The sequence below is a fragment of the Bifidobacterium moukalabense DSM 27321 genome (assembly GCF_000522505.1).
In the GTDB taxonomy this organism is placed as follows: domain Bacteria; phylum Actinomycetota; class Actinomycetes; order Actinomycetales; family Bifidobacteriaceae; genus Bifidobacterium; species Bifidobacterium moukalabense.
In genome coordinates this window covers 307,564-333,431 of the sequence record NZ_AZMV01000002.1, presented here as the reverse complement: position 1 = coordinate 333,431, position 25,868 = coordinate 307,564, and the positions used below count along the sequence as shown (strand labels likewise).

Sequence of the window (25,868 nt, the reverse complement as noted above, 5' to 3'; positions counted from 1 at the left end):
GGTGTGCTTCTGGTGGGGATGGCAAAATGCACGATTCCCGAAAAGCCAGGTTTTCGGGAATCGTGCATGAACGGTCAGCCGCGGTTATTTGCGGATCAGATGATAGGCGGCGTAGGCGGCGGCGATGACCAGCAGTACGATGCCGTACACCAGATACGGTTGGCTCAAGGCGGAGCCGCCGACCAGCCTCAGCGTGTATGGGGCGGTGAAGGCGCCGAGATTGCAGCCGACCAGCACCACCGATGTGCACAGCGTATCCGAACCCTTCGGGCAGACTTCGGAAATCTGGTTGAAGGTGTACGAAATCATGGTCGGGTAGGAGACGCCCGCGATCATCGCGCCCACGCACAGCACCACGAAATTCGGCGCGAAGTAGATCACCAGCGAGCCGGCGGCAAGCGCCGCGAGGCCGACGGTCAGGGTCTGGGCCTTCAGAACCTTATTGATGAAGCCGAAGGCGACGCCCATGAGCATGCCGCCGATGGTCATGACGCTTAGCAGTGTGGAGGCCTGCTGCATCGTGCCGAAGCCGGAGTCGGTCACAACGGAGGACAGGCGCGTGGTCAGGCCGATATACATGGTCACGGCTGCAATCAGGAAGACGGTGATTAGCAGGATCGGGCCGTTCACCGACTGCTTGGCGTTGCCTGCCTCGGCGTTCGCGGAATCGTCGGCTGCCGGCGTGTTCGGCTCCTTCGGAACGAAGAGTACGAACAGGATCAGAATCGGCACGGCGAGGAAGTAGACGAGGAACGAGCTGTTCCAGCTGAGCAATACCAGATATCCCGCGGCGAGCGTCATCAGTGACTGGCCGAGCGATTCGAACGCGGAGCGGAAACCCATCAGCGTGGCCTTCTCATCGCCGGAAAAGAATTTGGCGATCATGGAGACGGCCAACGAGTTGATCAGGCCGAATCCCACGCCGAGACCGATGCGCGAACCCATGATCACCCAGAAATTACCGGTGAAGAAGAAGGGGATGACGCCGAAGACGGCCGCGATGACAAGACCTGCGGTCACGGTGGCCTTATCGCCGATTTTACGGGCGATGAATCCTGAGACGATGATCATGATGATCATCGAGAATGAGGGTACGGTGCTCAACAGTTCGACGTTGGCGCGCGGCTGGTCGGGGAACTGCTTGATGAGTGCCGGCATCACGCCGGAGATCGCGTTCGCCGAGGTGAGCAGCAGCGAGATGGAAAGCAGGGAGAATTTCATCAGTGGACCGTAGCCACTGCGGGTGGGGGAGGGTGCGTTGGTCATGTTGCGTCCTTACAACAGGGTGTTCTGTTCTGTTTGGTTTGGTCGGTTTGGTGATCGTCTGTGATTATTATGCCCGGACGAAACCCGTAAGAAAGGTTGAAACGGGTTCCGTCCGGAAGAATGGAGGGGCGTCAGATCTGTTCGAGCGCACACAGGGCCGCGCCGATCACGCCGTCGTACTTGCCGGGGATGGTGTAGACGATCGGCAGATCCTCGGCCGGATACGGCTTGCGGGACATGCGCTTGATCTTCTCCTCGAGACGCTGCTTGGGGAAGCCCTTCATCTGCGTCACGCCGCCGCCGATGATGATTTTCGCCGGGTCGAGCAGGTTGATGACGGTCGAGAAGGTCCAGGCGAGATGTTCCAGCCAGTCGTCGATGAACGGCTCGTCGCCGTACTCGCTGAACGCATCGTCGATGGAGGCTCCCGGATGGTGCGCTTCGAGCTCGCGTACCAGGGCGTTGCCGGAGGCGGCCGTTTCGGAGCAGCCCTCCAACCCGCATCCGCAGGTTCTGCCGGTCGCCTCGTAGATATGGCCGAGTTCGCCGGCCACGCCGTGCAGTCCGACCAGGATCTTGCCGTCCACCGCCAGCGCGCAGCCGATGCCGGTGCCGACGTAGCAGCCGAAGGTCACGCCTTCAAGATTCTGCAGGTTCAGGCGTTTCGCGTCGTAGCGGATGATCATGTTCACGTCGCGGTCGATGAACACCGGCACACCGAAGCGGCTCAGGCGTTCCGGCACGTTCACGTTGTTCAGTCCCGGAATGAACGTGGTCTGCAGCACCACGGTGCGGGTGGCGTCGACGACGGACGGGAAGCCGACGGAAATCGCCTTCAGCTCGTATTTGCCGTCGAGCATCTCGGCAAGATAGCCTTCGAGATAGTCGGCGAGTTTGGTCATCGGGTCCTCGCCGCTCAGGGCCTCCTGCGAACTGACGCGACGGGAGTCGACGAGTGCGCCGAGGGCGTCGACCAGACCGACGCGCAGATTGGTGCCGCCGATGTCGATGCCAAGCACGACCGGGGTCTTCAGCGTGGCGGAATTGACCGGACTGTCGGCGGTGGCGACGATCGGTTCGTTGTTGGCGATTGCGGTTGCGGGGGTTGCATTGTTGTTCATGATTGCTCCATTGCAAGAGAAGGATTGCTGTGATTGTGCTGTGGTATTGCTGTGGTCGAGGGTGACGCGGAACCGTTCCTGGTTTGGATGAAAGGTATGAAGGAGAGGGAGCGATCCCGCGCCAAGTGATGATGAAGGCGGTTGCCGCGGGCTGGATCAGTCTTCGGCCGGCAGCGTCTCGCCGGTGGTGCGTTCGTAATTGGCGCGCATCTTGGCCCAGGCCTTGTCGAGGTCGCGGTCGAGCGAGAACAGGCCGGAATTGCCCAGGATGAACGTTTCCGCACCGGCGTTGCGCAGCTTGGCAAACGTCTTTTCGCTGCAGGAGCCGTCGATCTGGATCTCGTAGTCGAGACCATGGTCGGACTTGTATTTGGCGGCCCGCTCGATCTTGGCGAGCATCTCGTCGATGAACGGCTGGCCGGCGAATCCGACGTCGATGGTCATCAGCGTAAGCAGGTCGACGCGTTCGATCAGCGGCAGAATCGAATCGAAGGTGGTCAGCGGGTTCACCACGAGGCCGGTGCCGCAGCCGAGTGCGCGAATCGAGTTCATGGTGCGGAAGGCGTGCGTGTTCAGTGTTTCGACATGCGGCGAGATCACGTTCACGCCGACCTGGGCGAGCGGTTCCAGCCAATAGTCGGGGTCGGTGGTCATCAGATGCGCCTCGTTGCGTACGGAGCTGTGCGGCAGCACCCACTTGAGCCATTCCGGGCTCAGGGAGAGGTTCGGCGCGAAGTGGCCGTCCATGATGTCAAGGTGAAGGGAATCGGCATGCTGGCTCAGCGTGCTTACCTGCTCGCCGGCGATGGAGAAGTCCATGCACATCAGCGAGACCGCAAACTTTGGGGTTTCCATATCGGGTCCTTTCTTATGATGGCTGTCTTCGTCGGTACCAACACGGGGAAGCTGCTGCGCTTTCGCCGTTTTCCTTAAGGTGATTCCCAAGATACGGTTTCGATTAATGCGGCTCAACGACAGATTTATGTCGTAATCCGACATTAATCTGTCATATATAAAAACATTGAAATTCCAACGATTCTTGAAAGGATTGCGATGAAGCAGTCTGCGATACCGTCCGCGAAAAACCAGTGGCGTTTCACCTTGCCGGACCGGCCGTGGACGTTGGCGGTCACCGGCAGCGAGCTGCCGAGCGAAGTCGCGTTGCTGGTCGCCTCCGGCAAGGCGAACAGCAAGGCCGAGCTGGTGCGTGAGACCGGTCTGGCGCGATCGACGGTGTCGTCATGCGTGGATGGAATGCTGCGCAGGGGAGTGCTGACGATTTCCGGCGTGATCGCCGTGGACCGTGGACGCCCCGCGGAACGGCTGATGATCGACGACCGGCTCGGCCTGATCGCCGTGGCCGACGTGGGTGCGCGGCACACCATGCTCGGCATCGCCGACATGAACATGCAGCTGCTCGCACACGAGTGGCATGTGATTTCGATAGCCGACTACGCTCCGGAGGACTTTCTGGCCTGGGTGAGCGAGCAGTTGTGGCGCATGGCGTCGGCGGTGCATGCCGACCTACCGTTGCGGCATGCCGCATTGTCGTTGCCCGCGCGCATCGACATTCGCGAGGATGCGCCGATCCGTCCGCCAATCATGCCCGGCTGGGATGCATTCGACGCGGTCCGGCACATGCAGGACGCGCTCGGATGCCCGGTCAGCGTGGAGAACGACACCAACATCCGCGCGCTGGGCGACGCAGCCATACTGCCCGAAGACGAAAGGCCTATCATCGAGGTGAAGATCGGCACCGGCATCGGTGGAGGCATCATCATCAAGGACGGGCGTATCTTCCATGGCTTCGACGGATCGGCCGGCGAAATCGGACATACGTCATATGATCCGCGTAACCGCAAGCGTTGCGCCTGCGGGCAGGTGGGATGTCTGGAAGCGCAGGCGTCCGTGCCGGCCATGCTGCGCCGCATGCAGGAGCTTTCGCCCACCGCCGACGAGCCGGCCGGCGTGGAGCAGCTCATCGAACGGCTTCGTGACGGTAATCTCGGTGCCGAACAGGCGGTGCGCGAGGCAGGCGAATCGATCGGCGTCATGGTGGCGACGCTGTGCAATATCCTCAATCCGAGGCACATCATCGTCAGTGGACTCATCGCAGAGGCAAGCGACGAGCTGCTCACCGCCATCCGTACCACCGTATATAAGACCGCCCGCCCACTGACCACACGCAATCTGAGCATCGGACGCAGCCCGCTCGGACGCCTTGCCGGCCTGGCCGGCGGCGTCGTGCTCGCCACACAGGAGACCCTCTCGCCGGAACGGCTGTACAACGAGTGAACGCGTAGCCGACACGCCGGGCGAACTTACGAAGGATGATGATTCATGCTAGCTTGACGGCTGTTTGCATAACCGCATGGCCTGGCCGAATGAATATGGTCTGGCCATGCGTTTTTTTTGTGCCCGAAAACGGGCAGGGGGCCTGAAATCAGGAAACCCCAAGCAACCTATTGCCGTCGAGAGAGGAAAGACGTTGTCCGAAGCAATGGCAACGCAGCAATCGCAGGTCGTCATGCAACCGCAGGGAATCGCACTGCATGCGCAACCGCAGGAAAACGAACGTTTCGCACACCCGCATAAGGTGATGCTCGGCCTATATGTCGGCGCATTTCTGGGCATGCTGTCCGAAACGTCCATGAACATCGCACTGCCGGACCTGTGCGACACGTTCGGCATCACCACCGGCAGCGCACAGTGGATGGTCGTCGGCTACATGCTCGCCATCGGCATCGTGCTGCCATGCGTGGGATTCCTGCTCAAGTGGGTCAGGGCGAAGACCCTCGTGCTGGTCGCGCTCGCCTGCTTCCTCGTCGGTTCCGTGCTTTCCGCCGTGGCGCCGGTGTTCGCGCTGGTGCTTGCCGGCCGAATCATCCAGGGCATCGGCACCGGCATCGTGCTGCCGACCATGTATGCGGCCATCATGCGCGTGTTCCCTCCGCGGAAGATCGGTGCCGCCAATGGTGTGGCCGGTCTCGTGATCATGTTCGCCCCGGTGATCGGCCCGACCTTGGCGGGTCTGATCATCGGCGCATTCTCCTGGCGTGCGATCTTCATGCTGTTCGCCATAGTCTCCATGGTCGCCATCGCCTGCACCGCGGCCACGTTCGTCACGCCGATCGAAACCACCCGTCCGAAGGTCGACGCCTTGTCGGTGCTTGCGTCAGTGATCGGATTCGGCTGCCTCGTGGCCGGTGTGAGCCTCGTCGCCGACATGGGATTCTCACCGCTGGTCGTGGCGCTGCTGGCGATCGGCGTGCTGGTCGTCGCGTGCTACGCATACCGGCAGCTGCACATCCCCAACCCGGTGCTGGATCTGCGCGCGCTCGGCATCGCCTCGTTCCGCACGCCGGCCCTGATGGTCACCTGCTCGTTCGCCTGCACGCTGGCGATCATGTATCTTGCGCCGCAGGAGCTGCAGCGTGGCCTGGGCTTGAGCACTTCCGTGGCCGGCATGCTGATGCTCGCCGGCGGTGTGGTCAATGCGGTGTGCTCGTTCCTGACCGGCCGTTGGTATGACCGCGTCGGCGCACGCCCGCTGGTGCTTGCCGGTGCGATCATCGGCATCGTCGGTTCCCTGCTGTTCCTTACGATCGGCGTCACCACGGCACCGGCGTTCTTCATCCTGGCGCATGTGGTGTTCATGATCGGCATTCCGCTCATGCAGCAGTCCGCGCAGTCCGCCGCACTGAAGGGCCTGCCGCGCGAGCTTGCCGCCGACGGTTCCACGATTTTGAACACCATGCAGCAGGTGTTCGGCGCGATCGGCACATCCATCGCCACCTGCCTGCTCGGCATGGGCTCCGGTGCAAGCGAGGCGGAGGGCTTCGTGGCCGGTTCCCGCTACGGCTACGTGTTCGGCCTGGCGCTGATCGTCGTCGTGCTCGTGTTCGCCTTCTTCCTGAGGGACGGCAGGGATCGCGCACGCCGGGATCCGGCGCGATCGGCGTAGCGGGCGGCGGAACGAACCGTCTCAATATGTAATGCGAATCGCACGGAAGGCACGTGTTTTGGCACGTGCCCTTCCTATACTTGGGGTCACGTCCGGCATTCGCCGAGACGGCAGCTGGATATTCGCACCTAACGTTTAGGGAGTTCCATGAACAAGGCAATCATCACCGTCGTCGGCCAGGACACTGTCGGCATCATCGCACGCGTCTGCACCTACCTGTCCGCGCACCAGGTCAACGTGCTCGACATCTCTCAGACCATCATCGACGGTTTCTTCAACATGATGATGATTGTCGACTATTCCAACGCCGACAAGGAATTCGGCGAAGTTGTGGACGACCTCGAAAAGCTCGGCGACGAGATCGGCGTGCGCATCCGCTGCCAGCGCGAAGAGATCTTCACCAAGATGCACCGCGTCTGATAGGGGAGAAAAGGATACACCAATGCTGAATATCATGGAGGTCCACGAGACCAACCAGATGATCGAGCAGGAGAAGCTCGACGTGCGCACCATCACCATGGGCATCAGCCTGCTCGACTGCGCCGCCGACAGCGTCGATGAGGTCTGCGAGAACGTCTACACCAAGATCACCACGTATGCCAAGGACCTCGTGCCGACCGGCCAGGCCATCGAACGCGACTACGGCATCCCGATCGTCAACAAGCGCATCACCGTCACCCCGATCTCCCTGGTCGGCGCCAGCTCCTGCAAGAGCTCCGAAGACTTCGTCAAGATCGCGCACGCGCTGGACCGCGCGGCCAAGAAGGTCGGCGTCGACCTGATCGGCGGCTACTCCGCGCTCGTATCCAAGTCGATGACCCCGGCCGAGGAACTGCTCATCCGTTCGCTGCCGCAGGCACTCTCCGAAACCGACATCGTGTGCTCCTCCGTGAACGTGGGCTCCACCAAGACCGGCATCGACATGAATTCCGTCGAACTGCTCGGCCACATCATCAAGGACATCGCGCACGCCACCGCCGACAACGACTCCTACGGCTGCGTGAAATTCGTGGCGTTCTGCAACGCGCCCGACGACAACCCGTTCATGGCGGGCGGCTTCCACGGCGTGACCGAAGGCGACGCCGTCATCAACGTCGGCGTTTCCGGTCCGGGCGTGGTCTCCCGTGCGCTCGACGAAGCCAAGGGCAGGGATTTCGAATTCCTGTGCGAAACCATCAAGCGCACCGCGTTCAAGATCACACGCGTCGGCCAGCTGGTGGCGCAGGAGGCGTCCCGTCGACTCGGCGTGCCGTTCGGCATCATCGACCTGTCGCTCGCACCGACTCCGGCCGTGGGCGATTCCGTCGGTGAGGTGCTCGAGAAGATCGGTCTGGAGCAGGTCGGCGCACCGGGCACCACCGCGGCGCTTGCCATGCTCAACGACCAGGTGAAGAAGGGCGGCATCATGGCGTCCTCCTATGTCGGCGGCCTGTCCGGCGCGTTCATTCCGGTTTCGGAAGACAGGAACATGATCGACGCGGCGTCCAACGGCTGCCTGAAGATCGAAAAGCTTGAAGCCATGACCTGCGTGTGCTCGGTCGGCCTCGACATGATCGCCATTCCGGGCGACACCACCGCTTCGACGATTTCCGGCATCATCGCCGACGAAGCCGCCATCGGCATGGTCAATCAGAAGACCACCGCCGTGCGCGTGATTCCGGTCGAAGGCAAGGGAGTCGGCGAGATGGCCAACTTCGGCGGTCTGATGGGCTATGCGCCGATCATTCCGGTGAACCAGACCAGCTGCGAGGCGTTCGTGACCCGTGGCGGCCGGATTCCCGCGCCGATCCACTCCTTCAAGAACTAGGCTCCCGTTACGAAGAGCCCGGCCTTTCCTTTTCGGAAAAGGCCGGGCTCTTCGCGTCACGCCCCGCCGGCGAAATTGAGCTGACGCCAGGCCTCATAGATGGCGATGGAGGCGCAGTTCGTCAGATTGAGGGATCTCAGGCTCGGACGCATCGGCAGGCGAACCTGTTCGGCCACGTGCGGACCTGCCATGATGTCCATCGGATCGGGAATGTCGCCTGGTTCCGGACCGAACAGCAGAATGTCAGTCGGCTTGTATTCGATCTCCGTATACAGCTTGGTGGCGTGCGCGGTGAATGCGATGATGCGTGAATTCGGCATGGACCGCGCCAGATCGTCGAAATCCGGATGCAGCACCACATGCGCCATGTCATGGTAGTCAAGGCCGGCACGGCGCAGTTTCGTATCACGAAGGTTGAAGCCAAGTGGTTCCACCAGGTGCAGAATCGTACCGGTCACCGCACACAGGCGGATCGCGGAACCGGTATTGCCCGGAATGCGGGGGGAGTAGTAGCACAGGTGCGGCGTGGCGGTTTCGGCCTTGGCCGCATCCTCGGCCGACAGCATCGCGTCGACCACGGAAATCGGATTGCCGTGCGCGTCGGTCACCAGCTCATCCGGACCGTAATTCGACTTACGATAGCCGTATTCGAACATCTTCTCGACTTTGGCTTCCGCGTTCTGTGCGGCTTCTGTGCCCTGAGCCCCAAGGGCATGCTCTTCATTCGTCATAAATGCTAAGAATAGAAACGATGAACGACACCAATACCTCAGCTGAAGCCGTGCCCTCCATGTCGGGAGGCGGGTGTGGCCCGAAGGGCCGGACCATACTGCGGGATTCCTCGGAGCGCACCCCCGGGCGTGAGTACGGGGCGGATGCCGAGCATTCCGATGACGCCGGCGTGGTGGCCGGCTCGCTTGCCGAATGGTGGAGGGAATCCGCCCGTGATCTGCCGTGGCGATTCGGACGGACCACGCCATGGGGCGTGCTCGTCTCCGAAGTGATGAGCCAGCAGACCCAGATGAGCCGCGTCGTGCCGTATTGGCAGGCATGGATGGAACGGTGGCCGGATGCGGCCGCGCTTGCGGACGCGCCCAAGGCCGATGTGATCACCGCCTGGGGCCGTCTCGGCTATCCACGCAGGGCCTTGCGGCTGCAGGAGTGCGCACGGGTGGTGGCGAACGATTACCATGACGATCTGCCGCATACCTACGATGAACTGACCGCCCTGCCCGGAATCGGCGATTACACGGCCAGCGCGGTGATGAGCTTTGCCTACGGTGAACGGATCGCCGTGATCGACACCAACATCCGGCGTGTGCTCTCGCGCGTGTTCCTCGGAACCGAGTCGAGAGGAGGGGCGGCGAGTCCCGCCGAACGCGCGCTGGCGAACAAGGTGCTGCCCGAGGATCCTGTTGCGGGATGCCGCGGATTCGACCGGCCGTCCGTGATGTGGAATCAGAGCGTCATGGAATTGGGTGCGGTGATCTGCACGGCGAAAAGCCCACTGTGCGAACAGTGCCCGGTTTCCGCCGAATGTGCGTTTCTCGCCAACGGACGTCCGGGGCTGGGGGAGCGGCGCACGCGCCCCCGCCAACGGTTCCAAGGCACCGACCGTCAGGTACGCGGTCTGGTGCTGAACGCGCTGCGGGGGCTGCCGGAAGGGCGGAGCGCAGTCGGTCGTGAGGATCTCGAACGACTGTGGAACGACCATATCCAGCTTGACAGATGCATCGCATCGCTTGACGACGATGGTCTGATCGACATGCTGCCGGACGGCAGCGTACGACTGCCCGGCTGACCGCTACGGACGGCTGGGGTGAGACGCGGGCCCGCGTACCCGAACATGGGCAAGGTAGACTGAGGAATCATGGCACAGAAGAACTCCGCAAGGCCGGCCGTCAAGCGCAAGCGCAGCAAAAGGCAGCAGGCGATGTTCCGTCGCCGCCGCATCGTCGTCGGCATCGCGGCGCTCATCGCCATAACCTTTGTCGTGTTCTGCATCTATTCGATTTCACAGGGCATCGTCGCGGTCAACCGTGAGGTTCACCATGCCGACGTCTATGCGATCTCCAGGAAGAAGGTGCCGTCGCCTTCCGAGGAGGAGCAGAAGAGCGGGGTGCCGGATTGCGGCGCCTCCAATGTGTCGTTGTCGTTGACGCCGGCGTCTCAGAGCCTCGCCGTCGGCGGTACCCTTGATTTCACGACGACGGTCAAGTATGACGGTTCCAGCAAGGTCGGCTGTCTGGTCGACGTGTCGGCTTCCGGCGTGGTGCTGACGATCAGATCCGGCGACGATGTGATCTGGAAATCCGACGTGTGCCCTGCGGATCAGGATCTGCGGCTGATCGCCAAGGGAGACAAGGTCCAAGGCACGATTACGTGGCCTGGCGACCGCACCGGGTCCGAATGCGCGGACGATGCCACGCTGCCGCGTGTCGACCGTGGCACCTATGTGGCGCAGCTTTCGATCGCCGGCCATGCCAAGGCCAAATCCGACCCCGTCACGGTTACCGTGGAGTAGGTTCGCCTTCGATGCTTCGTGCCGCCTTCGTGCCGGGGAGGAAGGCGGTGTCGTGGAGAGTTCGGAAAATCCTTAGGATATGGTACGCTATTGACTTTGCGTAAGATGCATGTCATATAGCGGGCATGCTGACAAGGAAGAAGCGCCCGCGTATCAGGCATATGGTGGCCAATGAGGGCGCTTCCGGGGAAACATATCGATACGATTAAGCGAGCGATAAGGAACGTCCATTGGCTGAGGCTACGACGAACACCACCACCATCATCGCACGCGCCGACCAGCATGACATCGATCTGCATAAGGCGTCGGACCGTGTGAACTTCGGCTCCATCCGCGAGCCCATTGATGTACCCTACCTGCTGGGTGTACAGACCGACAGCTTTGATTGGCTCATCGGCAACGAACGCTGGAAGCGGCGCGTCGAGGAGGATCTGGAGAACGGCACCAACACCGTGTCGCATACCTCCGGCCTCGACGAGGTCTTCCAGGAGATCTCCCCGATCGAGAACTTCGCCCAGACCATGAGCCTGACCTTCTCCGATCCGTATTTCGAGGAGCCGCGCCACACCGTGCAGGAGTGCAAGGAGAAGGACTACACCTACTCCGCACCGCTGTACGTGAACGCCGAGTTCGAGAACGGCGATACCGGCGAAATCAAGTCCCAGACCGTGTTCATGGGTGATTTCCCGCTGCAGACCCCGCACGGCACCTTCATCATCGGCGGTACCGAGCGAGTGATCGTGTCCCAGCTCGTGCGTTCCCCGGGCGTGTACTTCGATCGCAGCCAGGATCGCACCTCCGATAAGGAGATCTTCGGCGCGAAGATCATCCCGAGCCGTGGTGCATGGCTCGAGTTCGAGATCGACAAGCGCGACGTGCTCGGCGTGCGTGTGGACCGCAAGCGCAAGCAGTCCGCCATCGTGTTCCTCATGGCCATCGGCATGACCAAGCAGGAGATCGCGGACGCGTTCAAGGACTATCCGCTGGTCATGGACGCCCTTGCCAAGGAGACCGTGGAGACCCAGGAAGCGGCCCTCACCGACCTGTACCGCAAGATCCGCCCGGCCGACACCGCCACTCCGGAAGCCGGCCGCAACCTGCTGGATTCCTTCTATTTCAACACCAAGCGCTACGATCTGGCCCGCGTCGGCCGCTACAAGATCAACCGCAAGCTCGGTCTTGAGAAGGACATCAACGACCGCAGCCTGTCCCGCGAGGACATCATCGCCACCATCAAGTACCTGGTCACCCTGCATGCGGGCGAGGCCAAGTTCCCGGGCAAGCGCGACGGCCAGGATGTGGACCTGCGCGTGGACGTCGATGATATCGACCACTTCGGCAACCGCCGCATCCGCCAGGTCGGCGAGCTGATCCAGAACCAGCTGCGTACCGGCCTGAGCCGTATGGAGCGTGTGGTGCGCGAGCGTATGACCACCCAGGATCCGGAGGCCATCACCCCGCAGTCCCTGATCAACATCCGCCCGGTGAACGCCACCATCAAGGAATTCTTCGGCACCTCCCAGCTGTCGCAGTTCATGGATCAGAACAACCCGCTGGCGGGCGTGACCAACAAGCGCCGCCTGTCCGCATTGGGCCCCGGCGGCCTGTCCCGCGACCGCGCCTCCATGGAGGTGCGAGACGTGCACCCGTCCCACTTCGGCCGTATGTGCCCGATCGAGTCCCCTGAAGGCCCGAACATCGGTCTTATCGGCTCCTTGGCGACCTTCGGCCGCATCAACCCGTTCGGCTTCATCGAGACCCCGTACCGTAAGGTCGTCAACGGTCACGTGACCGACGAGGTCGAGTACATGACCGCGGACCGCGATGCCGAGCACGTGATCGCCCAGGCCAATCAGGAGCTCGACGAGAACGGCAACTTCGTCAAGGGCCAGGCCCTTGCCCGAGTCGGCGAGGAAGAGGCGGTCGATGTGCCGGTCAGCTCCGTCGACTACATGGACGTGTCCCCGCGCCAGATGGTATCCGTCGGCGCCTCCCTGATTCCGTTCCTGGAGCACGACGAGGGCCACCGAGCGCTGATGGGTACCAACATGCAGCGTCAGGCCGTGCCGCTGATCCAATCCGAGCGTCCGCTCGTGGGCACCGGCGCCGAATGGCGCGCCGCGGTGGATTCCGGCGACGTGATCCTGGCCGAGAAGCCGGGCGTCGTGACCTACGTGTCCGCCGACATCATCCGCACCATGAACGACGACGGCACCACCAGCTCCTACAAGCTGGCCAAGTTCCAGCGTTCCAACCAGACCACCTGCTACAACCAGGTGCCGCTGATCCACGACGGCGAGCGTGTGGAGGTCGGTACCGTGCTGGCTGACGGCCCGGCGACCCAGAAGGGCGAAATGGCTCTGGGCAAGAACCTGCTCATCGCCTTCATGCCGTGGAACGGTTACAACTACGAGGACGCCGTGATCATCTCCCAGCGTCTTGTGCAGGATGACACCCTGAGCTCCATCCACATCGAGGAGTACGAGATCGACGCCCGCGAAACCAAGCTGGGCGCCGAGGAGATCACCCGCGACCTGCCGAACGTCGGCGAGGACGCGGTGGCCAACCTCGACGAGCGCGGCATCATCCGCATCGGCGCCGAAGTCGAGGCCGGCGACATCCTGGTCGGCAAGGTCACCCCGAAGGGCGAGACCGAACTGACCCCGGAAGAGCGCCTGCTGCGCGCCATCTTCGGCGAGAAGAGCCGCGAGGTGCGCGACACCTCGCTGCGTGTGCCCCACGGCGAGACCGGCACCGTGATCGCCGTCAAGGAGATCACCCGCGAGGATGCCGAAGAGGACGGCGACGAGCTGCCGAACGGCGTGAACCAGATGATTCGCGTCTACATCGCGCAGCACCGCAAGATCACCCAGGGCGACAAGCTCTCCGGCCGTCACGGCAACAAGGGCGTCATCTCCCGTATCCTGCCGGAAGAGGACATGCCGTTCCTGGCCGACGGCACCCCGGTCGACATCATGCTCAACCCGTTGGGCGTGCCTTCTCGAATGAACCTGGGACAGGTGCTTGAACTGCACCTCGGTTGGATTGCCCACGCCGGCTGGGACATCTCCCTTGACCCGGATGCCGAGGCCGCATGGAAGAAGTTCGTGCCGCAGGGTGCCGAAAAGGGCGCTCCGGGCACTCCGGTGGCGACCCCGGTGTTCGACGGTGTGCGTCAGGATACCCTCAAGGGCCTGCTTTCCTGCACCCTTCCGGACCGTGACGGCAACAAGCTGGTCGGTCCCGACGGCAAGGCGACCCTGTTCGACGGCCGTACCGGCGAACCGTTCCCGAAGCCGATCTCCGTGGGCTACATGTACATGCTGAAGCTGCACCACCTGGTCGACGACAAGATCCACGCCCGTTCCACCGGACCGTACTCCATGATCACGCAGCAGCCGCTGGGCGGCAAGGCCCAGTTCGGCGGCCAGCGCTTCGGCGAGATGGAGGTGTGGGCCCTCGAGGCCTACGGCGCCGCCTACACGCTGCACGAGATGATGACCACCAAGTCCGATGACGTCGACGGCCGCGTGCGCGTCTACGGCGCCATCGTGAAGGGCGACAACCTGCCGCCGGCAGGCATTCCGGAGTCCTTCAAGGTGCTGCTCAAGGAAATGCAGTCCCTGTCGCTGAACGTCGAGGTGCTCAACGCCGAAGGTGTGGCCATCGACATGAAGGACGAGGACGACGATCCGTCTTCCGCCTCCGACGACCTGGGCTTCAACATCGGTGCTCGCCCTGACGCATCCGCCAAGGAAGAGCAGGCGGTGGAGACCCCTGAATTCCAGTGATTCCTCGGACCGCCACGCCCCGGAGGCAGACGCCGCCGAAACGTGGCGGTCCCTACGAAACGTGAATAATCAAAAGAAACGATAGACAGGACAATAGAGTGCTGGACGTCAACGCATTTGACAAACTGAGGATCGGCCTGGCCACCGCCGACGACATCCGTAACTGGAGCTATGGCGAGGTCAAGAAGCCCGAGACCATCAACTACCGTACCCTGAAGCCGGAGAAGGACGGCCTGTTCGGCGAGCAGATCTTCGGACCCACCCGCGACTGGGAGTGCGCCTGCGGCAAGTACAAGCGTGTGCGCTTCAAGGGCATCGTGTGCGAACGCTGCGGTGTGGAAGTGACCAAGAGCCGTGTGCGCCGTGAGCGTATGGGACACATCGAGCTCGCCGCCCCGGTGACCCACATCTGGTTCTTCAAGGGTGTGCCGTCCCGACTGGGCTACCTGCTCGACATCGCGCCGAAGGACCTCGAGAAGGTCATCTACTTCGCCGCCTACATGGTCACCGGTGTGGATGAGGAACAGCGTCATCAGGATCTGCCGGATCTGCAGGACGAGTTCGACAACGAGATCGCCAATCTGGAGAAGCGCCGCAACGCCGAAATCGAGGATCGTGCCAAGAAGGTGGAAGCCGATCTGGCCCAGCTCGAGGCCGAAGGCGAGGCCAGGGGTTCCGCACGCGCCAAGCTGCGCAACAGCGCCGAGCGCGAGATGGCGGCCATCCGCACCCGCTTCGACGAGCAGATCCAGCGTCTGAACGCCGTGTTCGACCGCTTCAAGAGCCTGAAGCCGGGCGACATGGAGGGCGACGTGGATCTGTGGCGCGAGATGGAGGATCGCTACGGCGACTACTTCGAAGGCTGCATGGGCGCCGAAGCCATCAAGAAGCGCCTGCAGGACTTCGACCTCGATGCCGCGGCCAAGCAGCTGCGTGAGGAGATCGACACCGGCACCGGCCAGCGCAAGGCCCGCGCCCTGAAGCGACTCAAGGTCGTCAACGCCTTCCTGACCACCGGCAACAAGCCGGAGGCCATGGTGCTCGACGTGATTCCGGTCATTCCGCCGGATCTGCGCCCGATGGTGCAGCTCGACGGTGGCCGCTTCGCCACCTCCGATCTCAACGACCTCTACCGCCGTGTGATCAACCGTAACAACCGACTGAAGCGACTCATCGAGCTCGGCGCCCCGGAGATCATGCTCAACAACGAAAAGCGCATGCTTCAGGAGGCCGTCGACTCCCTGTTCGACAACGGTCGCCGTGGCCGCCCGGTCACCGGCGCCTCGAACCGCCCGCTCAAGTCCCTGAGCGATATGCTCAAGGGCAAGCAGGGCCGCTTCCGCCAGAACCTGCTGGGTAAGCGAGTGGACTACTCCGGCCGTTCCGTGATCGTGGTCGGCCCGTCCCTGCGGATGCACCAGTGCGGTCTGCCGAAGCCCATGGCGCTCGAGCTGTTCAAGCCGTTCGTCATCAAGCGCCTGGTGGATCTCAACTACGCGCAGAACATGAAGAGCGCCAAGCGTCTGGTGGACCGTGGCGACTCCGAGGTGTGGGGCGTGCTCGAAGAGGTCATCGCCGAGCATCCGGTGCTGCTGAACCGCGCACCTACGCTGCACCGTCTGGGCATTCAGGCCTTCGAACCGATCCTGGTCGAAGGCAAGGCCATCCATCTGCCGCCGCTTGCCTGCGCCGCATTCAACGCCGACTTCGATGGCGATCAGATGGCAGTGCATCTGCCGCTGTCCGCCGAAGCCCAGGCCGAGGCCCGCTCGCTGATGATGGCTTCCGACAACATCCTGAAGCCGGCGGACGGCCACACCGTGACCATGCCGAGCCAGGATATGATCCTCGGCCTGTACTACCTGACCACCGTCATCGACGGCGCCAAGGGCCAGGGCCGCGTGTTCTCCTCGCTGGAAGAGGCCGAAATGGCCCTCGACAAGCATGAGATCGACATGCAGGCCAAGGTGCTCATCCGCCTGCCGCAGGACTTCGTGCTGCCGAAGGATTGGGAACCGGGCGAGCTCAAGGTCGTCGATCCGGAACCGGGCAGCCCGGACGTGGTAAAGGAAGAGCGCTTCCACGACGGCTCCGTGCTGTTCGCCACCTCCTACGGCCGCATCCTGTTCAACAGCACGCTGCCGCTGGACTACCCGTTCGTCAACGAACAGGCTCCGAAGAAGCGTCTGAGCAAGATCGTCGACGACATCGCGACCCGTTACCCGACCGCTCAGGTCGCCGCGACGCTGGACGCCCTGAAGGATATGGGCTTCACCCGCGCACCGTGGTCCGGTGTGTCCTTCGCGTTCTCCGACGTCATCCAGCCGGCCGAACGCGACGAGTACATCGCGAAATACGAGGCCGAGGCCGACAAGGTCAACGAGAACTACGAAATCGGTATGCTCACCGAAGAGGAGCGCCGTCAGGAGCTCATCGACCTGTGGACCAAGTGCACCAGCGAGGTGTCCGAGGCGGTCGAGGAACACTTCGACTCCAAGAACAACCTGGCCATCATCGTGCAGTCCGGTGCACGAGGAAACATGATGCAGATCAACCAGATTGCGGGTATGCGTGGCCTTGTGGCGAACCCGAAGGGCGAGATCATCCCCCGACCGGTGAAGTCCAACTACCGTGACGGCCTGTCCGTGCTGGAGTACTTCATCTCCCAGCACGGTGCGCGTAAGGGTCTGGCCGATACCGCACTGCGTACCGCGGAGTCGGGTTACCTGACCCGTCGTCTGGTGGACGTCTCCCAGGACGTGATCGTGCGCGAAGAGGACTGCGGCACCAAGCGTGGCCTGTCCATGAAGGTCGGCGAACGCAACGAGAACGGCGACCTCGTGCTCGTCAAGGCCGCGGACGGCGGTCCGTACTCCCGTCTGCTCGCTTCCGACGTGATCGATCCGGCCGACGGCGAGACCGTGCTGTACAAGGCCGGCGACGCGCTGTCCATGGATGTGCTCAACGACCTTGTCGCCCACGGTGTGGAAGAGGTCAAGGCCCGTTCCGTGCTGACCTGCGAATCCAAGCGTGGCGTGTGCGCCAAGTGCTACGGCTGGTCCCTGGCCACCAACAAGCTGGTGGATGTCGGCGAGGCCGTCGGCATCGTGGCAGCACAGTCCATCGGTGAGCCTGGTACCCAGCTGACGCTGCGTTCCTTCCACTCCGGCGGCGTCGCCTCCGCTTCCGATATCACCCAGGGTCTTCCGCGTGTCACCGAGCTTTTCGAAGCGCGTACCCCGAAGGGCGAGGCTCCGATCGCCGAGTTCCCGGGCGTGGTGAAGGTCGAAGACACCGACCGCGGCCGTCAGGTCACCCTGAAGCCGGACGACGACTCCGTCGAGCCGATCGTCTACCCGGTGACCCGTCGCGCCCCGATGCTGGTCAAGGACGGCGACCATGTCGAAGCCGGCACCCAGCTCATCGAGGGTTCCGTGGATCCGAAGAAGATCCTGCGCATCCTCGGCCCACGCGCCGCACAGGTCAACATCGTGGAGGAGGTGCACACCGTGTACCGCTCCCAGGGCGTGGACATCCACGACAAGCACATCGAGGTCATCGTGCACCAGATGCTGCGTCGTATCACCGTGATCGACTCCGGCGACACTGATCTGCTGCCGGGCGAGCTCGTGGACCAGGCACGTTTCAAGGCCGCCAACATGGAGGCCGTGAAGAAGGGTGGCAAGCCGGCTGCCGGCCGTCCGGAGCTGATGGGCATCACCAAGGCTTCGCTGGCCACCGATTCCTGGCTGTCCGCCGCCTCCTTCCAGGAGACCACCCGCGTGCTCACCGAGGCCGCCCTGAGCCAGAAGGTCGATGACCTCAAGGGCCTCAAGGAGAACGTCATCATCGGTAAACTCATCCCGGCCGGTACGGGTCTCGCCCGTTACCGCAACGCCGTGGTCGAGCCCGACAAGGCCATCCGCGACACCATCTACCCGAACTTCGGCCTGGGTGGGGATGAAACGGGCGCCGACTTCGGCGATGCCGATCTGTCCGATGTGGACTTCTCCAACATCGACTTCGGCGATCTGAAGCTCGGCGACGACTTCAACCCGGATGACTTCCTCGACGACAACGGCGGCCAGATGGATCTGGGGGACACCCTCTGATTTCCGCGACACCGTCGGCGATAACCGATTAAGGCTGGGCCCCGACCACTCAAGTGGTCGGGGCCCAGCCTTAATCAGGGGAGTGCGACGTCCTGCGGCGTCCGTCAATCAATGCTCGGGGCTTAGCCTGCGGCGTCCGTCAGGGAGTCGCTCAGGGAACGCAGGGAGTCGCTCAGATCGGCCTCCTCCGCGGAATCCTGCAGCGCCTGGCTCAGTGTGGTCACGCTGTTGTACGGCGCCTTCAGATTGCTGAACTCGTTGAGCAGCTCGCGGAAGCGCTGGTACTCCGTGGTGCCGTACCTCAGCGAACTGATATCGCCGAGGGCCTGCATCTGGGAGATGAGGTTGCCGACCTTATCGACATAATCGCCGAGGTCCTTGCCGTACTGCGCGATGTCCTTGTTCGGCGACTTGGAGACATTGTCAAGCGCGGCCTTGCATCCGGACACGTATTCGCTGTACTTGGTGTAGAAGCTGCTGTCGTAGGAACTGACGCTCGGTCTGCTGTTGCAGGCCTGCGCGGCCGTGGAAAGCGCCTCGCCCGATTCGATCATCTCGTTGGCGAACTTCACGTACGTCGCGGCCTTCTTCTTGTACGCCTGGTATTCCGTGTTGACGTTTTCGTCATTCATGACCTTCAGGGATTCGAACTTCGCGTTGTCTTCCTGGAAGATCTTGAGACGCTCCTGCAGACGCTTCTTGTCCTTGGCCTGGAAGGAGTTGCTGCCGTATGCGGACAGGTAGGCCTCACGCAGCTTCGTGTTCACGTTCGTGTAATGCCTCTGCATGGTGGCCACCTGATTCGTGCCGGCCGTGTAGTCGGCGGCGGAGATGCGCCTCGACATGACTACCGCCACCACTATCGCAAGGACGACGATGACGGCGACCACCGCCACGATGCCCACGATCAATCCGGTCGAAGGCTTCTTCGCGACCTTCTGCGGCATGGGCTGGCCATATGGCTGCCCTTGCATCGGCGGGGTGCCCGGTTGCCCCGGTGCCCCTGGTTGCCCCTGCATCGGCTGCTGATACTGCGGTGACGTCTGCGGACGCTGTGGCGGCATCTGCTGATATGGAGGCATCGGTTGCTGGTTGGTCTGCGGCTGCGCAGATTGCGGTCGGGGCTGTGCATGGGATGGCGTGCGGGCGTTGTTCCGCTGCTCGTCATCGATGGGAAGCTGATCGTCCATAAGAGAAATCCTTACTGTGTATTCCCTACTTCTTCGTATGCAGAGTCACATATTTTCAGATTATCAGAAATATTTCCGAAATGACTAGCATTGTTCTAGCATAACCCTTTACCGCCGCAAAGTCAGGTGATGTAGCGAATGAAGTCGTTCCGAAGCGCGGATGGAGAAATGAATGGCGCTATCTTTGCAGGCCTCATGCACCTACAATGGAGCACATGAGTTTTCTACCATACCCACCGCCGCCGGAATCCGGCTGGTATGACGATGATGTCACCGCACTGTCCGGCACCGCACTGTCCGGCGTAGTCCGATCCGAATCTTTCGAGCAGGGACGACCGATGCAGAACGGGCCGATACAGGGCATGCGACCCGCAATGGGCACGCAGGCGGCGGTTCAGGCCGAACCGTTACGGGACGATTCGGAGGACCGGAGCGTCGAGGACTGGGACAGCACGGTACTGTCGTCATCCTTCACCATGAAACAGCCGAAGCATATGTACATGCTGCACAATGACATGACCGGTCAGGACGTGATCGTGGACATCAGCACGCTGCTGGGGCGCAAACCGTCCGCCGATGTGCCGGAAGGGGCCAAGTCGGTCAGACTGGAGGACCCGACGCGTACCATTTCCCGTAACCATGCGGCCATCAGCTTCGATCGGGATGGAAGCATGTGGCTCGAGGATTACGGTTCGCTCAACGGCACGTATATCATCCACGGTGATGAGGAGATCAAGGTGGAGGGCAGGCCCATGCAGCTTGAGGCGCCGGTCATGCTGCGCATCGGCGACCAGTTCTTCTCCTTCGAGGAACGCTAGCCTTCACCATTCATACAACGTGCGGCATGGGCGCGAACCACCGTGTGGTTTGCCGGTCTTTCGACCAACGCCGCCCAAAACCGTGTATGGATGCGGTGATTGCCGACTCACTGCCTGATGCGCAGAGCGGCGTTGATGGCCGGATCGTTCAACTGCGCCAGCCATTCCAGCAATGCCGGATAGGTGTTGGGATTACGGGCGATGCAGGCACGCAGTTCCGGGGCGTACTGTGCGATCTGTGCGATCTGCATCTGGTCGGTGGTGGTCAGCGCCATTTCCGCGGTGAAGCCGTACGGATTCCGCTCGATCGGCTGCTGCTGTTGTGGCTGCGGCTCCTGCACCGGTTCGGCATAATCCGCCACCTCGGACAGATCGGCGGGATTGGTATAGGGGTCAAGATATTCGGTCGAGGTGTCGGTGATCGGCTGGACATGATGGATCGGCTGGGCATAATGGTCCTGCGCCACCGGCTGCTCCGGCATGGGCCGCACGGGCTGCCGTTCCTGCATCGGCGAATCCTGCACCTGCTGTTCGCGGGGCGCCACTGCGGCCTCGGGCACGGCATAGCCGCGCTGGATCACTATCTGGCGTGCGCGGTCATCGCCGAACTGGGCCAGCCAGCGGATCAGCCCGGGGTACGCGCGCGGATGCGCCGCGACATTCGCCCCGAATTCCGGGTTCTCATAGGCGATCTTCGCCAGGAACGCAGGATCGGTGTTCGGGTCCTGCACGGCCGCGGCCGCGGTATCGTAATCAACCATCATGATCTCCTTATATCAATGGTTCGTAGTGTTTGTAATGTGTCGTCCTGTAAATCGCCGATGTCGTCATGCTCGGCGAGCCTGCCGACTGTCCAGTCCCGCACGGCGGGTGCGACCGTGATCATGTCGACCACCACCACGGTCACGTTGTCGTTGCCGCCGGCCCGTAGCGCCGCCGCGACCAATGCGTCGGCGGCGGCCTGAGGGTCGCCGTTGGCTGCCGCGATGGAGGCGAAACGCTCCTTGTCCACTTCGGCATGCAGACCGTCCGAACAGACGATGAAGCGCCCGAAGGCGTCCGCCGCATAGTAGTCGGGCGCAATGCCGGTCGGCGCTCCGATACACTGCGTGATGATGTTGCGCGGAATGTTCCGGAACGCCTCTTCAGGCAGCATCTCCCCGGAGTCGATGACGCTCTGACGCTCCGAATGATCGCGGGTGATGCGGGTGAACGTGCGCTCGTCCCAGCCGCCGTCCCCGGCGGCGCACATATGGTAGGTGCGTGAATCGCCGATGTTGATGACATAGCAGGAATCGTTGCCGTTGGCGGCATCGGCGGCTCGCGCCGTTCCGTCGCCGGCATCAACGGGCATGATCACGCCGGAAACCGTGGTGCCGGCGATGCCTCCGAGCGATTCGCCCAACGTCAGCACCTCACGTTGCGCGGCGTCCAACGTTTCCTCGATGTCATGCCGGTTGCGCGCGATCTTGGCACCCAGCCGCGCGAAATGACGGACCGTCGCTTCGCTTGCCTGTTCTCCGCCCATGCCGCCGCCCATGCCGTCGCATACGATGAATATGCCATGCTCGGCCAGAGCGTTGTCCTGATTGCTGGCGCGGCGGAGTCCGACATCACTGTTCAGACCGGCCAGGATATGGCTTACGCTCATGGGTTCCACCCCCTCCCACGCCGTCGGATATGGATATGGAATACATCCGCAAGCGACAACCTGGTCCTCCACCTGCGCGCAAAAGGCAGGGATCCGAGTATGGACCCACGCACCGCATCGATGTTGCGCCAATACCGCCGCACATGCTCCTCCTGCACCGCATCGCCCGAGAAGGCCGCATAGTCGGCCTCCTTCCCCAAGGCGAGCAGCACGTCGGAATCGACGTGCAGCTGGCGTCCGATGGCCTGCGCCTGATCGCGGCGCGTACCGTCGACGTCGAGGCCGCTTTGCCGTGCCAGGGCGGCGACGGATTGCCATCCCGCGGCCACGCGTCGACGTGCGTCACCATGCCTGCGGGCCCGTGCCAAGGCGATCGCCTTGATGCCGAGCAGCAGTGCGCAGACGGTGAGCAGCGCCCAGAGCGGACTTCCGTAGATGGCCACCTTTTTGGCGATACGCCCGAAACGCTGCCAGAACAGACTGGTGGAGGTCTCGTCGGCCGTGCTGCCGCCGATTGACGTCTTGCCCTTGGCCTGATTGTCGTCGCGAAGCGGATCGTCAAGCGGCACCGGAGGCTGGCGCACCAACGTCTGCGGGTTCGGCGGGGTGAGATTCTGGTTTTCGTCGGGTACCTTCGTCTCCTTCGGCGTGGGGTAGAAAGGCACCCACCCATAGCCGTCGAGTTTGATCTCCACCCATGCGGTCACATCATTGCCGGTGAATTCGGTGGTGGTGGACTTGCCGTGCGCCTTGGTGCGCTCCCTGCTGATGTCGCCCTCCTCGTTCTTCGGCAGGAAGCCGAGCACCACACGGCTGGGCAGGCCCAGGCTACGGGCCATCAGCGCCATCGCGGAGGCGTACTGCTCGCTGTCTCCCACCATGGCGGTGCCGGCGAGCAGCTGGTCGAGACGGTAGTTGCCATGGCCGGGGGAGGAGGGATAGTCCCCGGTCAGACCATGCGAGAACCAGCCGGACTCCTTGAGCTTGTTCGCCAGGGCGAGAGCCGCCTCGCCGCCTTTGGACTGGCCGCCGGCCACTGCGGTGGCGAACTTTTCCACGCTGTCGGGCACATCCTGCGCCTGCGGCTGGCTCGCCGAGGAGGCCTTGGCCTTGCCGATCTGATCGTCGGTGGGCACCACGGGCATGATGCCGGTTTCCGTGTAGGTCAGGCCGGCGGCCGTCCCGGATGAGTAGATGGCCGAATGCGTACCGGTGTTGTAGTAGAACGCGTCGGCATCGCCCGCATGCTCGAACCGCACGCCGGAGGCGGTGCCGGCCATCGGCAGCCAGTAGTCGCTCAGTCCTTCGTTCACCGTGAAGGTGGCCGTGAACTTCCTGCCTTTGGTGTTGTTGGCGATGGCGGTGCCGACGCGATGGTAGTTCGATGAGTCGGCGGCCATCGTGGAATCCGAAAGATTCCACACATTGCCGTCGAAACGGTCCATCACGGCCAGTCGAACGGTGGAGCCCGCAGGCAGGTCGGTGACGGTCAGCAATGTGTCATCCTTATGGTCCTTGATATAGGATCGCATGCCGCTTAGCGGGCTCGTATAGTCGTATGGGCTCAACGGCGGATCGTAATGGTCGCGTAGGATGGTCCGATCCTGTGCGACCGTCAGGCATGCGCCGATCGCCAGTGCGGCCGACAGCACCACGATGATCGCGGAACTGACCCAACGGCCCAATTCCAGTAATTTCCAGCGGGCGCTCACCCAGATCACCAGCACGATGGCGACGGCGGTGCCGACGATGGAACGATGATAGCCGTCGGCGGTGCCGAGCAGCGCGCAGATCGCCGTATTCGCCATTACCGGAATGATGGCGATCATGGTGAGCCGGCCGTCCTGCGCGACGGCAAAGATGCCGGTCAGCAGCGCGAACCATAGGCAGATCGTCCATACGGCGAGCAGGCTGCCGTTGGCGGTGCCGGTCGGCGGATCGATCGACAGCACGTATTTGAACGATCCGAGCGTGGACGTCCATCCTTGCGTCAGCGTGCGCAACGTGGGTATGACGTGCGCGATGGTGGTCTCGTTCAACAGGAGGACGGGTCCCACGACGAGTTGCGCCAGCGCCATGAACAGTGCCTGCCACCATAGTCGCAATGCAGCGACGGTGCCGGCGAACGCCACCAGGCAGCCGATGACGGTGGCCGGTATGGCGGCGGTGGCCCATGCGGCGGGTGAGCCGTACACGTCGATGAGGTTGCCGGCGACGGCGAGCGTGAGCAGTGCAGTCACCAGAAGGCCGGCGAACTGCCGTCCTGCCGGGCGGCGTGTGCTGATCAGCGACCGTGGTTTGCCGCTGCGGGTCATCCAGACCACCGAATGGGTGGAATCGGCCCATGATCCGGTGAAGGTGGAGGTGTGGCTTTGGTCGGCAAGCGGCGGGAAGGTCATGACAGCACCCCCATGATCATCGGCAGATCGTTCAGATCGCCGACCGTGGCTAGGGTGAAGTTCGGGAATCTTCGTATGGCGCGTTGCTGCCCGACGGCGGCCTGCAACACCACGCAGGTTGCGGAACGGGGCAATGCGAGCGCCATGTGCTTGATCTCGTCCACGTCCTTGAGCCGGCCGACGGTGAAGTAGTAGAACGAGGCGTCGGCGGCGTATTCGAGCGTGCCCTGCGCCAGGTTCGGATTATCGTCGAGGTTCGGTTCGATGGCGCTGCAGGAATCCAGGAACGCCGTGGCGTTGCGTGGTGTGGTGTGCTCGTCGCCGGCGTGTGCGGTCAGCGGGCGGTTCTGCAGCAGGCATTGCACGCCGATGGAGGCGTGGATCGACACGGCCAGCTCGAATTCCTGGGCGTCGGTATAGTCGTCGGGGTTCACGCTGATGCCCATGGCGGTGTCGGTGCGTCGTGTGGCCTCATATTGGCGGATCATCAGCGAACCGATTTTCGCGGAGCTCAGCCAGTGCACATTGCGCACGTCATCGCCCGGCTCGTATTCGCGTAGGCCGTAGAAGTCAAGATCGTCATCCACGATCTCGCCGCTCGGCTGCCCTTCGAGGTCGCGTTGGATGCCGGCGTTCAACGTATTGAGCGTCACGGTCGGTGGGTGAATGAACACCTGGATCCGGTCGACGAGTCGTTTTTCGTGGCGTACCAGGCCGAATGGGTCGCCTTTGCGGATCGACAGGGGGCCGACCGGCAGCACCGCACGCGCCATGGCGGTGAACTCCACGTCGGTCTGACGCGACTGGCCCGCCGCGAGCATCGGAATGGTGAACCGTTCGTGGTTATCTCCTATCGGCAGGTCGCCACGTGCCGAAGCGGTCGGCGTATTGCCGGGATTGTCGATGGCCACCCTCACCTGTACCGTGTCGCCCACGGTCACGCGCCTGTCGGATACGTCGATGGAGGCGGAGAACGACGTGTTGCCCAACGACATCAGTATCGCGGCAAACAGCATCAGCAGGTACGCCGTCGCCATGGCAAGCAGCTCATGCCAGCCGAGGATCGCGAACGTGGCCAGTGCGGTCACGGCCAGTACCGCCACCGCCCAGCCCAACGGTGAGACGTATGCGGTGAACAGGCGTCTCAGCCGGTGTCCGACGCGGCGCAGGAACCGTGTCATGGTTCGTCTGCGCCGCACTATTCGGGAATCCTGCATCGCAACCA

The 25,868-nt window shown here is 62.8% G+C and carries 18 protein-coding genes; 9 read left to right on the top strand and 9 right to left on the bottom strand.

Features of this window, described 5'->3' with window-relative positions:
* Positions 1–84 precede the first annotated feature (84 nt).
* From BMOU_RS03375 to alsE, 3 genes are all read right to left on the bottom strand, one after another.
* A complete protein-coding gene (locus BMOU_RS03375) occupies positions 85–1,266 on the bottom strand; it encodes an MFS transporter (RefSeq protein ID WP_034874866.1) in 1,182 nt (393 codons plus the stop codon).
* Positions 1,267–1,397: 131 nt separating this feature from the next.
* The gene (alsK, locus tag BMOU_RS03370; RefSeq protein WP_034874865.1) at positions 1,398–2,387 is read right to left on the bottom strand and encodes an allose kinase; all 990 of its coding nucleotides are present in this window, start codon (positions 2,385–2,387) and stop codon (positions 1,398–1,400) included.
* A gap of 156 nt (positions 2,388–2,543) precedes the next feature.
* Positions 2,544–3,242, bottom strand: coding sequence for a D-allulose 6-phosphate 3-epimerase (gene alsE, locus BMOU_RS03365; RefSeq protein WP_034874863.1), 699 nt, complete (start codon positions 3,240–3,242; stop codon positions 2,544–2,546).
* 198 nt (positions 3,243–3,440) lie between these two features.
* Between alsE and BMOU_RS03360 the strand changes: the two genes are divergently transcribed.
* The 4 genes from BMOU_RS03360 (at position 3,441) to BMOU_RS03345 (ending at position 8,158) form a co-directional block, all read left to right on the top strand.
* Positions 3,441–4,682, top strand: a complete 1,242-nt coding sequence (locus BMOU_RS03360) for an ROK family protein (RefSeq protein WP_034874861.1) — start codon at positions 3,441–3,443, stop codon at positions 4,680–4,682.
* Between the two features lie 205 nt (positions 4,683–4,887).
* Positions 4,888–6,351 (top strand): MFS transporter, encoded by a 1,464-nt coding sequence (locus BMOU_RS03355; protein WP_034874860.1) that lies wholly within the window; start codon positions 4,888–4,890, stop codon positions 6,349–6,351.
* Between the two features lie 147 nt (positions 6,352–6,498).
* A complete protein-coding gene (locus BMOU_RS03350) occupies positions 6,499–6,771 on the top strand; it encodes an ACT domain-containing protein (RefSeq protein ID WP_034874858.1) in 273 nt (90 codons plus the stop codon).
* A gap of 22 nt (positions 6,772–6,793) precedes the next feature.
* Complete coding sequence (locus BMOU_RS03345; RefSeq protein ID WP_034874856.1) at positions 6,794–8,158, top strand: PFL family protein; 1,365 nt, start codon at positions 6,794–6,796, stop codon at positions 8,156–8,158.
* A gap of 56 nt (positions 8,159–8,214) precedes the next feature.
* On the opposite strand, the gene BMOU_RS03340 is transcribed toward BMOU_RS03345, so the two are convergent.
* On the bottom strand, positions 8,215–8,889 hold the full coding sequence (locus BMOU_RS03340) for a tRNA (cytidine(34)-2'-O)-methyltransferase (protein ID WP_081738471.1): 675 nt from the start codon (positions 8,887–8,889) through the stop codon (positions 8,215–8,217).
* A gap of 59 nt (positions 8,890–8,948) precedes the next feature.
* Between BMOU_RS03340 and BMOU_RS03335 the strand changes: the two genes are divergently transcribed.
* The 4 genes from BMOU_RS03335 (at position 8,949) to BMOU_RS03320 (ending at position 18,585) form a co-directional block, all read left to right on the top strand.
* Positions 8,949–9,959, top strand: a complete 1,011-nt coding sequence (locus BMOU_RS03335) for an HhH-GPD family protein (RefSeq protein WP_371851403.1) — start codon at positions 8,949–8,951, stop codon at positions 9,957–9,959.
* A gap of 69 nt (positions 9,960–10,028) precedes the next feature.
* Entirely contained in the window at positions 10,029–10,682 is a 654-nt protein-coding gene (locus tag BMOU_RS03330; protein ID WP_034874852.1) for a hypothetical protein, read from the top strand.
* Positions 10,683–10,912: 230 nt separating this feature from the next.
* Positions 10,913–14,473, top strand: coding sequence for a DNA-directed RNA polymerase subunit beta (rpoB, locus tag BMOU_RS03325; protein WP_034874850.1), 3,561 nt, complete (start codon positions 10,913–10,915; stop codon positions 14,471–14,473).
* Positions 14,474–14,571: 98 nt separating this feature from the next.
* On the top strand, positions 14,572–18,585 hold the full coding sequence (locus tag BMOU_RS03320; RefSeq protein ID WP_034874848.1) for a DNA-directed RNA polymerase subunit beta': 4,014 nt from the start codon (positions 14,572–14,574) through the stop codon (positions 18,583–18,585).
* A gap of 122 nt (positions 18,586–18,707) precedes the next feature.
* Here BMOU_RS03320 and BMOU_RS03315 read toward each other — a convergent pair whose 3' ends face one another.
* Entirely contained in the window at positions 18,708–19,775 is a 1,068-nt protein-coding gene (locus BMOU_RS03315; protein ID WP_034874846.1) for a hypothetical protein, read from the bottom strand.
* 215 nt (positions 19,776–19,990) lie between these two features.
* Here BMOU_RS03315 and BMOU_RS03310 point away from each other — a divergent pair, with 215 nt between their 5' ends.
* Positions 19,991–20,593, top strand: a complete 603-nt coding sequence (locus BMOU_RS03310; protein ID WP_034875020.1) for an FHA domain-containing protein — start codon at positions 19,991–19,993, stop codon at positions 20,591–20,593.
* A 107-nt stretch (positions 20,594–20,700) separates the two neighbouring features.
* Here BMOU_RS03310 and BMOU_RS03305 read toward each other — a convergent pair whose 3' ends face one another.
* Genes BMOU_RS03305 through BMOU_RS03290 form a run of 4 tightly spaced genes read right to left on the bottom strand, consistent with a single transcriptional unit; the run spans position 20,701 to position 25,860 of the window.
* On the bottom strand, positions 20,701–21,357 hold the full coding sequence (locus BMOU_RS03305; RefSeq protein ID WP_034874844.1) for a variant leucine-rich repeat-containing protein: 657 nt from the start codon (positions 21,355–21,357) through the stop codon (positions 20,701–20,703).
* Positions 21,354–22,244: a PP2C family protein-serine/threonine phosphatase gene (locus BMOU_RS03300; RefSeq protein ID WP_034874842.1), complete on the bottom strand. Its 891-nt coding sequence runs from the start codon at positions 22,242–22,244 to the stop codon at positions 21,354–21,356. The genes BMOU_RS03305 and BMOU_RS03300 overlap by 4 nt, the downstream gene beginning before the upstream one ends.
* Positions 22,241–24,643, bottom strand: a complete 2,403-nt coding sequence (locus tag BMOU_RS03295) for a DUF3488 and transglutaminase-like domain-containing protein (protein ID WP_034874840.1) — start codon at positions 24,641–24,643, stop codon at positions 22,241–22,243. The genes BMOU_RS03300 and BMOU_RS03295 overlap by 4 nt, the downstream gene beginning before the upstream one ends.
* The gene (locus BMOU_RS03290) at positions 24,640–25,860 is read right to left on the bottom strand and encodes a DUF58 domain-containing protein (RefSeq protein WP_034874838.1); all 1,221 of its coding nucleotides are present in this window, start codon (positions 25,858–25,860) and stop codon (positions 24,640–24,642) included. The genes BMOU_RS03295 and BMOU_RS03290 overlap by 4 nt, the downstream gene beginning before the upstream one ends.
* Positions 25,861–25,868: the final 8 nt, after the last annotated feature.

Bases quoted from the DNA above. Each gene is read 5' to 3' on its own strand.
- BMOU_RS03315 (WP_034874846.1), bottom strand. From the start codon at position 19,775: ATGGACGATCAGCTTCCCATCGATGACGAGCAGCGGAACAACGCCCGC.
- BMOU_RS03375 (WP_034874866.1), bottom strand. From the start codon at position 1,266: ATGACCAACGCACCCTCCCCCACCCGCAGTGGCTACGGTCCACTGATG.
- BMOU_RS03330 (WP_034874852.1), top strand. From the start codon at position 10,029: ATGGCACAGAAGAACTCCGCAAGGCCGGCCGTCAAGCGCAAGCGCAGC.
- BMOU_RS03290 (WP_034874838.1), bottom strand. From the start codon at position 25,860: ATGCAGGATTCCCGAATAGTGCGGCGCAGACGAACCATGACACGGTTC.
- alsK (WP_034874865.1), bottom strand. From the start codon at position 2,387: ATGAACAACAATGCAACCCCCGCAACCGCAATCGCCAACAACGAACCG.
- BMOU_RS03360 (WP_034874861.1), top strand. From the start codon at position 3,441: ATGAAGCAGTCTGCGATACCGTCCGCGAAAAACCAGTGGCGTTTCACC.
- BMOU_RS03340 (WP_081738471.1), bottom strand. From the start codon at position 8,889: ATGACGAATGAAGAGCATGCCCTTGGGGCTCAGGGCACAGAAGCCGCA.
- BMOU_RS03355 (WP_034874860.1), top strand. From the start codon at position 4,888: ATGGCAACGCAGCAATCGCAGGTCGTCATGCAACCGCAGGGAATCGCA.
- alsE (WP_034874863.1), bottom strand. From the start codon at position 3,242: ATGGAAACCCCAAAGTTTGCGGTCTCGCTGATGTGCATGGACTTCTCC.
- BMOU_RS03305 (WP_034874844.1), bottom strand. From the start codon at position 21,357: ATGATGGTTGATTACGATACCGCGGCCGCGGCCGTGCAGGACCCGAAC.
- BMOU_RS03295 (WP_034874840.1), bottom strand. From the start codon at position 24,643: ATGACCTTCCCGCCGCTTGCCGACCAAAGCCACACCTCCACCTTCACC.
- BMOU_RS03310 (WP_034875020.1), top strand. From the start codon at position 19,991: ATGAGTTTTCTACCATACCCACCGCCGCCGGAATCCGGCTGGTATGAC.
- BMOU_RS03335 (WP_371851403.1), top strand. From the start codon at position 8,949: ATGTCGGGAGGCGGGTGTGGCCCGAAGGGCCGGACCATACTGCGGGAT.
- BMOU_RS03300 (WP_034874842.1), bottom strand. From the start codon at position 22,244: ATGAGCGTAAGCCATATCCTGGCCGGTCTGAACAGTGATGTCGGACTC.
- BMOU_RS03345 (WP_034874856.1), top strand. From the start codon at position 6,794: ATGCTGAATATCATGGAGGTCCACGAGACCAACCAGATGATCGAGCAG.
- BMOU_RS03350 (WP_034874858.1), top strand. From the start codon at position 6,499: ATGAACAAGGCAATCATCACCGTCGTCGGCCAGGACACTGTCGGCATC.